Here is a 12,877-nt window from a genome sequence, read left to right on the forward strand (position 1 = left end):
ACGTGCTGCAAATGAAAAGGGGCCGCATGCGATTGCATGCGACCCCTTTTTTAGGCTGTTGATAGCCCGGTTTGGATGACCGGATTAGAAGCCTGTGCGCAACATCACACGTACTTCGCCGCCGTTCAGGCTTTCGAGCGCAGTGCCCGAAGTGCCATATTCGACGCCGAAATCGGTGGTGCCAACCTTGAAGCGCAGGCCGCCCGAGATCGACAGCGTGTCATCGGTCGTCGATGCGCGGTTCAGCGTGTATTGGCGGTTGAGCATGTCGCTATACGCCATGGCCTGATGATAATCGCCCGCGATGCGATGGCGATATTCAGCACGTGCCGACGGAATGATCTGGCCCCATGAGGTCAGGATCGTGGTTTCCGCCTTGGCGCCGGTCGACAGCAACTGCACCTTCTGGTCCGCATCTTCAAAGGTCAATGCATAAGGGGTTGCGCCCTGTTCTGCAAAGCCATCAAGGTTGATGTCCAGATAGCTGTAACGGGCAAAACCCGACAGCAATACGACACCGGCAGAACGCTCCAGCGTCAACGATGCCGATGCGAACTTGGTGTCGCCCTTGCGTGCGCCCGTCACGGAGCTGCTGTCCGCCGTCACATAACGGTGGCTGGCAAAGTCGATCCAGGACTGACCCAGCGCCACATCGAAGAACGCCGAGCGTGCGAGCTTGTAGCTGGCATAAGCAAGGACGGTTTCTGCTTCGTCCTTGGAACGAGTGCCCTTGTTGCCCGTTTTGCTGTCGTTCCAGCCATGGCCATAAGCGATACCTGCGATCAGGCGATCAGAGGCGCGCAGATCGACACCAACGGTCAGGGCATCCGCATTGAACTTCAGGCCCTTGTCGGTGGCAAAGTCAATCGAACCAGCGGTCCAAAGGGCGATCAGCGGCGATTTGTCATCGCATTTGAACGCCACAGGGCTGGTGTTGCCGGCATTGACGGACGTCGCAACCGAGCCATTGGCCTGAGTGGGGTCATTGGCGGCTGCAACCTGCTGGTCACCGCCCGTCACTGCGAGCTTGTTGTCGATACCGCAACGCAGGCCCGAATGGAGCGAGTCCATGTGACGCATGACGTTGTTCAACTGGCCTTCGCCAAAGCGGCTGGCCGTGCGGAAGTGGTTGTCGATCATGCCCTGCACTTCACGATCGAGCGTCGGATCAGGACGTTCGTCGAGCGTGAGGGTGTAGGTCCGGCTGCCCGTATAGCCATCCGCGTCCACGACGCAGACAGTGAAGGTATAGGCACCCGCTGCGGCACGGCTGGTGCCGGTGATGGCGCCAGTGGTCGAATTCAGCGTGAAGCCAGACGGCAATGCGCCCGCGCAGATGGTGTAGGTATAAGGACCAACCCCACCCGAAGCCACGACAGTGCCCAGATAGGGAATGCCCTGAATGGCATTAGGCAGCGTTTCCGGCCCGACGGTCAAACCCACATCGGCGATCACGCCGCTGGTGGTTTTGCTTACCGTGAGCGCGGTCGGCGACGTGCTGTCCGTTGCCGTGATGGTGTAGCTGTAAGGACCCGTGGCCGTCGGCAAGCCCGATACAAGGCCGGTTGCCGGGTCAAGGGTCGTGCCCGCCGGCAGTGCGCCGCCGGTCAAGGTGTATGTGATCGGACCAACGCCACCCGTTGCCACGTTGGTTTGTGAATATGGCGCGCCGAGCTTGTTCTGTGTCGATGGCGTGGCCGTCATATCCAAGGCGGCTGCGGCAGCCAGTGTGCCGCTGATCGTCTTGGTGACAAACGCGCCAAGGTCGTCCGTCACCTGAATTTCATAAGTGAAAGGACCGAAGGTTGTCGGATAGCCGGAAACGAGACCAGTGTTCGGGTCGAGCGTGGTACCATCTGGCAGTGCGCCGCCCGTCAACGTAAAGGTATAAGGGCCGGTGCCTGCAAAGCCGACATTCTGTTGGCTGTAGAGCGAACCGACCTGCGTGGTGCTGGAGGGCGTCGCGATCATGTCGAGTTCGCCGGTGGCCGCAGAGATGACGATGGTCTGGATGCCGGAAACGCCCGTCTCGGTGCCGTTGGTGGCAAAGACGGTGTAGGTGTAAGTACCGGCAACAGTCGGCGTGCCGCTGATCGCGCCGGACGACGGATCGATGCTCAGGCCCGGCGGCAGTGCACCGCTGGCGATCGAATAGGTGAACGGCCCGGTTGCGCCGCTCGCGCTATAGGTCGTGCCGGACGTATAAGCCGTGCCGACGGTGCCATCGCTGGGGGTGCCGCTGACGGAAATGACCAGCGTACACGCGCCCGCAGGCGCACGATTTACCACCAGCGACAGGTCTACAACCCCCGTGCCGGTCGTGCCGGTCACCGTGCCGGTGACTGCCCGGTTGCCGTTGCCGGCGCAGGTCAGGCCGCTCAGCGTACCATCGCTGTTGATGGTGATGCCTTCCTGCGGCACGGTCGCCGAATAGCTATAAGGCCCCGTGCCACCGCTACCCAGCAGGAACGGGGTATGATTATACAGCGTCCCTTGGTCGATGTGGAACGGCGACGGATTGGTCGTCACCGTAATGGTCTGGGCACTGGCTGGTGCGACCAGCAACATGGTCGTCAGTGCGGACACCATGACCATTAAATAAAGCAACGCCCGCTTCCATAAGGAAGCAGGCTGATCCGTCGGGATGGCCGACATATTTAACCCCTTTTTTAATAAAATATTGATTGGGTTAAATATTAGTTGACGATCTTAAGGTCAAACCACTGGGGCTGTAGACGGGCTCGATATGACATGGAAATTGCCGCAAGGAGTCATGGGGTTAGGGCTTAGTTGTCCGCATCTATGTCAATATGAGAACGATTGTAGCGGCCAGCCGATCTTGTTAGGGTGCGATTAGGGCATGGCGTTTTTGTTGCGATGCAATATAAAAGTGCATTATGCGCGTTGCGATTGTTGATGAAAGCCCGGCAAGGGCGGCGGTGATCCGCGAAGGGCTGGAAGCATCCGGCCTGCGGGATATTAATTTGTTCACCGAACGCCGCGGGCTGGTCGCTGCGCTTAATGACTTGCAGCCCGATGTCATCTTGATGAACCTCGCCAATCCGAGCCGGGATATGCTGGAAGAAAGTTTCATGGTGTCGCGCGCCTTGGCCCGGCCCATTGCGATGTTCGTTGATCAAAGCGATGAAGATGCGATCGCACAGGCGGTCGATGCGGGCGTGTCGGCCTATGTCGTCGATGGCCTGAAAACCGAGCGGATCAAGGCGGTGCTGGAACTCGCAATCAAGCGGTTCAACGCCTTTGCGCGGCTCCAGTCCGAATTGGATGAGGCGCGCACGGCGCTTGCCGACCGTAAATCGGTCGATGCGGCCAAGGCGTTGCTGATGAAGAAGCGCGGGATGGATGAACCGGCAGCCTATGCGGCGCTGCGCAAGGCGGCGATGGATAGCGGTCGGCGCATGGCCGATGTCGCGGATGCATTGCTGACGGCTGAAAAATTGATGGGAGGGCTGTGAGCATGGACCGGGTGCGTGTCGGTTTCCTGCCTTTGGTGGATGCAGCGCTGCCCATTTTGGCGCGCGAACTGGGCTATGCCGAGGCCGAGGGGATCGATCTTGAGCTGGTAAAGGACATGAGCTGGGCCGCCGTCTGCGACCGGCTGATCTATCGCCAGACGGATGCCGCGCATATGGTCGCGCCCTTGGCGCTGGCGGCGACATTGGGGCTGGGGCGGCCCGCTGTGCCGCTTGCTGTGCCGTTCGTACTGGGCCTGAATGGCAATGCGATCACCTTGCATCCGGCGATTGCGGCGCAAGTGACGGAGATCGGCGCGTTGCAGGATGTGACGATCACTGGCCAGCGGCTGGCCGCCTTGATCCGATCACAGACACGCAAGCTACGCTTTGGGGTGGTGCATCGCTATTCCAGCCATAATTACATGCTGCGTTATTGGTTGTCGGGTTGCGGGATCGATCCCCATCATGATGTCGAGATCGTCACCGTCGCCCCGCCTTATGCGGCAGAGGCGCTGGCGGATGGCGAGGTGGACGGTATTTGCGTCGGCGAACCATGGAACAGTGTGGCGGTGGATCGCGGCGTGGGGGTGATTGTCGCCGTGACCGCGCAAATCTGGCAGCGCGGGGTGGAAAAGGTCCTGACCATGCGCCGCGACCGGATGGAAGAGATGGGCGAGCCAGCCCATCGCCTGATCCGCGCGCTCTATCGGGCGGGCGAGGCATTTGTCGATCCTGAACGGCAGGATGACATTGCGGCGTTATTGGCCGGGGCAGATTATCTCGATGGCTCGGCGGCACTGATCGGGCGGGCGATGTCGAATCATATTCTGCTCGCCAAAGATCATGCGCCGGTGTCGGTGCCCGATTTCATGGTCCAGCATCGCGAGGCCTCAAATTTCCCTTGGGTCAGCCAGGCCGCATGGCTTTATGCCCAAATGTGCCGGGCAGGGCATGTCGCGCCAAGCGACCATGATTATGAACTGGCCAAGGCGGTGTTCCGGCCCGATGTCTATCGCGCCGCGATGCGTAATACAGGTGCGGCGTTGCCGGGCGCGAGCGCCAAGCTGGAAGGTGGCATTACCGACCCTGTGGGGGTTGGCACAGTGCAGGGCAGGCTGATCCTTGGCTCGGACAGTTTCTTTGACGGGCGCGCATTCGATCCCGATAATCTGGCGGCGGCTTTATAGGGTCATTTGATCTGTATCTGCCTTCAAATTAGGCACGGTTTCGCACGGTTTTTGGGCAATTGCCTATAAATGCTGCACTGCAAAAATTCTCTTGCGTTCAAGCCGAATCAAGGTCATCTTTAGGCCATCGGGCGATGACGTCCGGTGATGAAATAGTCGATCCGCTGCAACGGCGCGCGTGATCTGACTGGCACTAAAATGCAACGGCAATGTCGCCACCTGCTTGGGAAATATCCTTCGCAGCGTGGTTTTCCGCGTCCTCGATCATGATGATCGAGAGGACAGGCGAGTGTGCCGAACCGTTTCCAGCTTTCCAATTTCGACCATTAAGGGGAATTCAACCATGCGGACGATTGTAGGTACAGCCATAGGCCTCGCATTGATGGCATCACTCACCGCTTGCGGCGGTAAAGATGCGTCAGAAGCCCCGGTCACGAAAAGCGATCTGGAAAAGCCGGTGTTGAAGCTCGGCTTCATCAAACTCACCGACATGGCCCCGCTCGCCATCGCCAAGGAAAAGGGCTTCTTCGCGGAAGAGGGCCTGACCGTGATGCTGGAGCCGCAGGCGAATTGGAAGGTTCTCCTCGATGGCGTGATCTCCGGTCAGCTTGATGGTGCGCACATGCTGGCGGGCCAGCCGATTGCAGCCAAGATCGGCCTTGGCGTGAAGGGCGATCTCGTCGCGCCGATCAGCCTTGATCTGAACGGCAATGCGATCACTTTGTCCAACCGCGTCTATGCGATGATCGAACCGACCTTGGCCAAAGGCCCGGACGGCAAGCCGCTGCACCCGATTTCGGCTGCATCGTTGAAGCCGGTCGCGGACAAGATGAAGGCCGAGGGCAAGCCGCTCAAAATGGGCATGGTGTTCCCGGTCAGCCCGCATAATTACGAACTGCGGTATTGGCTGGCGGCCGGTGGTCTCAACCCCGGTTTCTATATGCCGGGCGATGTCGCCGGGACCAGCGGCGCGGATGTGCAGCTTTCCGTTACCCCGCCGCCGCAGATGCCGTCGACGTTGGAAGCAGGCACGATTGACGGCTATTCGGTCGGCGAACCTTGGAATCAGGCGGCGGTCGCCAAGAAGATCGGCGTGCCGGTCATCACCGATCACGACATCGCCAATTTCAACCCGGAAAAGGTGCTGGGCCTGACCAAGGCCTTTGTCGAAGCCAATCCCAAGACCGTCAAGGCGCTTGTCCGCGCAATCATCAAGGCGCAGATGTGGCTTGATGCAGAAGGCGGCAAGAACCGTGCGGAAGCGGTGAAAATCCTGTCCCAGTCGAAATATGTCGGCGCGGATGAAAAGGTCATCGCGGCGTCGATGACTGGGCAATTCACCTTCGGTCCCGGCGACACTCGTCCGGCACCCGATTTCAACATCTTCTTTGGCCATTATGCCGGCTATCCCTTTTATTCGGATGCCGTCTGGTATCTGACGCAGATGCGCCGCTGGGGCCAGATTGCCGAGGCCAAGCCGGACGCTTGGTATCTCGATACGGCCAAGGCGGTCTATCGCCCGGACCTGTACATGGCGGCGGCCAAATCCTTGGTTGATGAAGGCAAGGCACCGAAAGATGCCTTCCCCGAAACAGACGGTTTCCGGGCCGATCAAGGCAAGTTCATCGATGGCGTCGCCTATGATGGCAAGCAGCCAAACGCCTATCTCACAAGCTTTAAAATCGGGCTGAAGGGTGATCAGAAGGTCACTTCTACCGGCGTAAAATAAGGAAAAGCCCGATGTCTAAGGCTGCATTGAAACTCGTCGGAACGGAGCATGAAGTGACCCCCAACGCCACCAACACTCCTGCCGCCAGCCCCCAACAGGCTGTCCCCGCCACACGCTCCCCCTTGAATGTGTCGGTCTGGATTGCCCGCTTGAAGCTGCCGTCACCCGACAAGCTCTTTGCGGCCCTCTGGCCGCCAGTGCTCGGCATGAGTGCCTTCCTCCTGCTCTGGGCGCTGGCGGCCCCTCGCATTGAAACCTCGCTCGGCAATTTGCCGGGACCATATGAGGTGCTGGATCAGTTCAAGGTGCTGTGGGCAGAACATGTCACGGCGCGCGCCGATGCGGCAGCGGTCATATCGGCGGGCGGCATGTATTCCGGCTCACCGACCTTTATCGACCAGATCTTCACCTCGCTCGAAACCGTGGCGATGGGCTTTATCCTCGCGACCTTGGTGGCGGTGCCATTGGGGTTGCTCGCCGGTCTGTCCAAGACGTTTAACGCTGCGATCAATCCGCTGGTGCAGGTGATGAAGCCTGTCAGCCCGCTTGCATGGTTGCCGATCGTGACGATGGTGGTGTCGGCCTCGATCACCAGCACCGATCCGATGCTGGCCAAGAGCTTTGTCATCTCGGCGATCACCGTGATGCTGTGCTCGCTCTGGCCGACGCTGATCAATACGGCGGTTGGGGTATCGAGCATCGACAAGGATTTGCTCAACGTCGGTCGCGTGCTGCGTCTGGGCTGGATGGCCAAGCTGACCAAGCTCGTCCTGCCATCGGCGGTGCCTTATATCTTCACCGGTATGCGCCTGTCGCTGGGTGTGGGCTGGATGGTGCTGATTGCGGCGGAAATGCTCGCGCAGAATCCCGGCCTTGGCAAATTCGTCTGGGATGAATTCCAGAACGGTTCGGAAAAGTCGCTCGCCCGCATCATGGTCGCCGTCATCGTCATCGGTCTTATCGGCTTTGCCCTCGACCGGATCATGGGCGCGATCCAGACCTTCGCCAGCCGCAACGCCGGGAGATAATCGCATGACGACCCAGCCGATCCTCTCGTTGAAAAATGTGACCAAGGGCTATCCCGGCATGCCGGTCCTGAACGGGATCGACCTTGATGTCGCCGAAGGCGAATTCATCGCGATCCTCGGTTTTTCAGGGACTGGCAAGACGACGCTGATTTCGCTGATTGCAGGGCTTGCCAGCCCGGATAGCGGCGAAGTGACCATTCGCGGCAAGGCGGTGGACGGGCCGGGTCTGGAAACCAGCCTCGTGTTCCAGAGCTATTCCCTGTTTCCGTGGTTGACGGTGGAGGGCAATGTCGCGCTGGCGGTCGATGCGGTACATAAGGGCAAGACCAAACAGGAACGCGCGGCGCTGGTGCGTCGCACGGTCGAACTGGTCGGCCTTGGCCATGCGATGGATCGTAAGCCGTCGGAATTGTCGGGCGGGATGCGCCAGCGCGTGTCGGTAGCCCGCGCCTTGGCGATGAAGCCGGAAATTCTGCTGCTGGACGAGCCATTGTCGGCGCTTGATGCGTTGACCCGCGCCAAGCTGCAAAATGAGATCGACCGCATCCGCGAACAGGAAAAGCGCACGATCATCCTCATCACCAATGATGTGGACGAGGCATTGTTGCTCGCGGATCGGGTGGCCATTCTCGAACCGCAGCCATCGGGCAAGATCGGGCGCATCTTCGACGTCAACATTCCCCGTCCGCGCGAACGCACCGCGCTCAACCATGATGAGGCGTTCAAGGCGCTGCGCAGCAAGATCGCCAATTATCTGGATGATCTCAACACAGCCCGCAACAATGCAGGCGGCGATGATTGCCAATTACCGCAGATTGCCCCGATCACGGGTCTCAACCCGCCCAAGGCCTATCTCGATGCGGCGAAATCGGGGCTGGAACGGCGCTATCTCGAATTCTTCAAGGTCAACAAGGTCTATCCAACCCCCAAGGGACCGTTGACCGTGGTGGAAGATTTCACCTTGTTGATGGACAAGGGCGATTTCGTATCTTTGATCGGCCATTCGGGCTGCGGCAAGTCGACCGCGCTGACGATGGCGGCGGGCTTGAACAGCATTTCGGGCGGCGGGATCGTACTCGATGGCCATGAAATCAGCGGCGCAGGGCCGGACAAGGGCGTGGTGTTCCAATCGCCCAGCCTGATGCCCTGGCTGACCGCGCGGCAAAATGTGCTGGCAGGCGTCAACCGCGTCTATCCCCATGCGACCCGCAAGGAACGGCTGGAGATCGTCGATTATTATCTCAACCGCGTTGGCCTTGGGGATAGTCTTGATCGGCTGGCGGCGGAAATGTCGAATGGCATGCGCCAGCGTGTCGGCATCGCCCGCGCTTTCGCCTTGTCGCCCAAGCTGCTGCTGCTCGATGAACCGTTCGGCATGCTCGATAGCCTGACCCGCTGGGATTTGCAGGATGTGCTGATGGAGGTGTGGGAACGCACCAAGGTCACCGCGATTTGCGTCACCCATGATGTTGATGAGGCGATCCTGCTCGCCGACCGGGTGGTGATGATGACCAATGGACCGAATGCGCGGATCGGCAAGATCCTGCATGTCGATCTGCCCCGACCGCGTGACCGTAAGGCGTTGCTCGAACACCCGAAATTCTATGCGTATCGCGAGGAAGTTTTGCAATTTCTCGCCGATTACGAACACGGCGCCCATGCCGAGGCTGCCTGAGAAACGCGTAAATGAGGATGCCCTGAAAATGAAAACGACCATGAACAGGGAGAACAACATGACCAAGACCATGATGACGACCGCCCTTTTTGCCTCTGCTGCTGCACTGGTCACCCCCGCATTCGCGGATGAGATCAAGCTCAAGCCGCTGGTCGATGCGCGGCTGCGCTATGAACAGGTTGATCAAGACGGGCTTGCCCCCAAGGCTGAAGCCGTCACGGCGCGCGCCCGCTTGGGCGTGGAAGCCAGCAACAGCGTGTTTTCGGCATTGGTTGAGGCGGAAGGCACGCTCGCGCTTGATGAAAAATATAATAGCGGGCTGAACGGCAAGACCGCCTATCCATTGATCGCCGACCCGGAAAATGTCGAGCTTAACCGCGCCCAAGTGCAGTTCAAGGGGCTGGCCAAGACGGTCGTCACCATGGGCCGCCAGCGCATCAACCTTGATGACCAGCGCTTTGTCGGCGCGGTGGGCTGGCGCGATAATGAACAGACGTTCGATGCCGTGCGGGTCGAATATATGGGGATCAAGAACCTGAAGGCGGATCTGACCTATAGCTGGTCGGCCCGCACCATCTGGGGCATGGACGGCGGCAATCGCTATGGCGCGGCTCGGCAACAGGCGATCTCCGGGGACAATGTTTTTGCCAATGTGACCTGGAAGCAGCCGCTCGGCACCGTGACCGGCTTTGCCTATCTCGTCGATCAGGATGAAACGAAGGTCTCTGGCTTCCGCAATTCCAGCCAGACCTATGGTGCGCGCTATGCCGGCAATTTCCCCCTGACCAAACTCGCCAAATTGTCGGCGGTCGTCAGCTACGCCTATCAGCGCGATTACAAGGCCAATCCGAATGATTATGCGGCGGATTATTGGCTCGGCGAACTCGCGGTGGAGGCCAAGGGCTTCAAGCTGACCGGCGGTTATGAATTGCTGGGCGCAGGCAAGGGGACAAGCGCGGGCCAGACGCTCGCGAGCTTCCAGACCCCGCTTGCAACCCTGCACAAGTTCAATGGCTGGGCGGATAAATTCCTGACCACACCCGCCAATGGCTTGCAGGATATGTATGCCACGCTTGGTTACACCCGTCCCAAGGTTGGTCCGTTCGATGCGATCTCCGCGAGCGTGACCTATCATGATTATGACAGCGACCGTTTCAACATTGATGACGGCAGCGAAATCAATCTGGTGCTCGCGGCAAAGCTCCGGAAATTCGCCTTCACGCTCAAATATGCCGACTACAACGCCAAGGCTTTTGCCACCGATACCAGCAAGCTCTGGGCATCGGTTGAATGGGCTTACTGAGGAAATAGATGATGTCCAACAAACCCCATCTCATTGTTATTGGCAACGGCATGGCCGGTTGTCGCGCGGTTGAGGAAATCCTTGCCCGTGATGGCGACAAGTTCCGCATTTCGATCTTCGGCGCGGAGCCGCGGGTCAATTACAACCGGATCATGCTGTCGCCGTTGCTGGCGGGGGAAAAGAGTTTTGAGGACATCATCATCAATGGCCATGACTGGTATCAGGATAACCAGATCGAACTGGTGTCCGGTGATCCGGTCGTGGCGGTTGATCGCGCGAAAAAGACGGTGACCGCCGCATCGGGCCGGGTGGAACATTATGACAAGCTCCTGATCGCCACCGGGTCCGATCCGTTCATCATCCCGGTGCCGGGGCATAAATTGCCCGGCGTCATCACCTTCCGCGATATGGACGATGTCGGCGCGATGCTGGAAGCGGCCAATCGCGGTGGCGATGCGGTCGTGATCGGCGGCGGTCTGTTGGGGCTGGAAGCCGCGCATGGCTTGAGCCTGCGCGGTATGAAGGTGACGGTCATCCATCTGATGCCGACCTTGATGGAACGCCAATTGGATGAGGCTGCGGGCTGGCTGCTCAAATCCGCGCTGGAAAGCCGGGGCCAGACGATCCTGACCGGGGCCGATACCGCCGAAATCTATGGCGAGGGCAAGGTCGAAGGCGTGCGTTTGAAGGATGGCCGCGACATTCCGGCGACCATCGTCGTGATGGCGGTCGGCATTCGTCCGAATACCAAGCTCGCCAAGGAAACCGGCCTCGCGGTCGGGCGCGGCATTCAGGTCGATGACGATATGGTCACATCGGATGCCGATATTCTCGCGGTCGGCGAATGCGTCGAACATGATGGCAATGTCTATGGCCTAGTCGCGCCCTTGTGGGACATGTGCCGCAGCCTTGCCGCAGGTCTGGTCGCGGAACCCAATGGCTATCGCGGGTCGGTGACATCGACCAAGCTCAAGGTCGCGGGGCTGGATGTGTTTTCCGCTGGTGATTTTTCGGGCGGCGAGGGATGCGAGGACATCGTCCTGCGCGATGCGACCCGTGGCGTGTACAAGCGCGTCATCGTCAAGGATGACCGATTGGTCGGCGCGGTATTGTATGGCGATACGGCGGACGGCAATTGGTATTTCGATCTGCTGAAAAAAGAAGAGGATGTCTCCTCGATCCGTGATGCCCTGATCTTCGGTCAGGCGTTCGCATCCGGCGGGGGCCTTTCCGCAAACCCTATTGAGGCCGTTGCGGCCATGGCAGACGATGCGGAAGTCTGCGGCTGCAACGGCGTGACCAAGGGGCAGGTCATGGCCTGCATCGGCGGCGGGGCGACCAGCCTCGATGCAGTGCGTGCGGGCTGCAAGGCATCGGCGAGCTGCGGTAGCTGCACCGGGCTGGTGGAGAACATTCTCGCCTTCGCCATGGGCGATGATTATGCGGGCGAGCGCGAAAACAAGCCGATGTGCAAATGCACCAGCTTCACCCATGAAGATGTCCGCAAGGCGATCATCGACAAGGAATTGAAGGTCATTCCGCAGGTGATGCAGGCTTTGTCATGGAGCACGCCGGACGGGTGTTCGTCCTGCCGCCCTGCGCTCAATTATTATCTGTTGTGTGCATGGCCGGGCGAGCATGAGGAAGATCCGCAGAGCCGGTTCGTCAATGAACGCATGCACGCCAATATTCAGAAAGACGGCACCTATTCGGTCGTCCCGCGCATGTGGGGCGGGGTTACGACCCCGAACGAACTGCGCGCCATTGCCGATGCCGCCGATAAATATAATGCGCGGATGGTGAAGGTGACGGGTGGGCAGCGGCTCGATCTGTTTGGCATCAAAAAGGAAGATCTGCCATCGATCTGGGCTGATTTGAACGCCGCCGGGATGGTCAGTGGCCATGCCTATGGCAAGGCTCTGCGCACGGTTAAAACCTGTGTCGGTTCGGAATGGTGCCGGTTCGGCACGCAGGATTCGACCGGGCTTGGCATCAAGCTGGAACAGATGACCTGGGGGTCATGGATGCCGCACAAGTTCAAGATTGCGGTATCGGGCTGCCCTCGCAATTGCGCGGAAGCGACGATCAAGGATTTTGGCGTGATCTGCGTCGATAGCGGTTATGAACTGCTGATCGGTGGCAATGGCGGCATTCATCTGCGCGGCACGGATTTGTTGTGCAAGGTATCGACTGAGCAAGAGGCGATGGATTATTGCGCCGCCTTCATCCAGCTCTACCGCGAAGAAGCCCGTTATCTCGATCGCACCGCGCCTTGGGTGGAACGGGTCGGGCTTGATTATGTCAAGCAGCGGATCGTCGAGGATGCGACCGGGCGCGAGGCACTGCGGAGCCGGTTCCTTTATGCCCAAAGCTTTTTGCAGGTCGACCCATGGGCCGAACGCGCCGCTGGCAAGGAAGCGCATCTGCACCAGCATATCGCTGAAATCCGGCCCTTTGCCGTCGTGGGAGGACGTTGATC

Annotated in this window: 8 protein-coding genes; 7 read left to right on the forward strand and 1 reads right to left on the reverse strand. The window is 59.5% G+C overall.

Annotated features, from left to right (window positions below; all coding sequences use genetic code 11):
• Window positions 1-84: 84 nt before the first annotated feature.
• A complete protein-coding gene (locus K6117_RS10235) occupies window positions 85-2,655 on the reverse strand; it encodes a putative Ig domain-containing protein (RefSeq protein ID WP_221794611.1) in 2,571 nt (856 codons plus the stop codon).
• A 242-nt stretch (window positions 2,656-2,897) separates the two neighbouring features.
• Here K6117_RS10235 and K6117_RS10240 point away from each other — a divergent pair, with 242 nt between their 5' ends.
• From K6117_RS10240 to nirB, 7 genes are all read left to right on the forward strand, one after another.
• Window positions 2,898-3,476: an ANTAR domain-containing response regulator gene (locus tag K6117_RS10240; protein ID WP_221794613.1), complete on the forward strand. Its 579-nt coding sequence runs from the start codon at window positions 2,898-2,900 to the stop codon at window positions 3,474-3,476.
• A 2-nt stretch (window positions 3,477-3,478) separates the two neighbouring features.
• Window positions 3,479-4,663: an ABC transporter substrate-binding protein gene (locus K6117_RS10245; RefSeq protein ID WP_221794615.1), complete on the forward strand. Its 1,185-nt coding sequence runs from the start codon at window positions 3,479-3,481 to the stop codon at window positions 4,661-4,663.
• Window positions 4,664-5,006: 343 nt separating this feature from the next.
• On the forward strand, window positions 5,007-6,392 hold the full coding sequence (locus tag K6117_RS10250; RefSeq protein ID WP_221794618.1) for a CmpA/NrtA family ABC transporter substrate-binding protein: 1,386 nt from the start codon (window positions 5,007-5,009) through the stop codon (window positions 6,390-6,392).
• Window positions 6,393-6,403: 11 nt separating this feature from the next.
• Window positions 6,404-7,420, forward strand: coding sequence for an ABC transporter permease (locus K6117_RS10255; RefSeq protein ID WP_221794620.1), 1,017 nt, complete (start codon window positions 6,404-6,406; stop codon window positions 7,418-7,420).
• Between the two features lie 4 nt (window positions 7,421-7,424).
• Window positions 7,425-9,095 (forward strand): ABC transporter ATP-binding protein, encoded by a 1,671-nt coding sequence (locus K6117_RS10260; protein WP_221794622.1) that lies wholly within the window; start codon window positions 7,425-7,427, stop codon window positions 9,093-9,095.
• Between the two features lie 58 nt (window positions 9,096-9,153).
• A complete protein-coding gene (locus K6117_RS10265) occupies window positions 9,154-10,398 on the forward strand; it encodes an alginate export family protein (protein WP_246605021.1) in 1,245 nt (414 codons plus the stop codon).
• An 8-nt stretch (window positions 10,399-10,406) separates the two neighbouring features.
• Window positions 10,407-12,875, forward strand: a complete 2,469-nt coding sequence (nirB, locus tag K6117_RS10270; protein ID WP_221794624.1) for a nitrite reductase large subunit NirB — start codon at window positions 10,407-10,409, stop codon at window positions 12,873-12,875.
• Window positions 12,876-12,877 lie beyond the last annotated feature (2 nt).

The sequence above is a fragment of the Alteraquisediminimonas sediminicola genome (genome assembly GCF_019740335.1).
GTDB lineage: Bacteria > Pseudomonadota > Alphaproteobacteria > Sphingomonadales > Sphingomonadaceae > Alteraquisediminimonas > Alteraquisediminimonas sediminicola.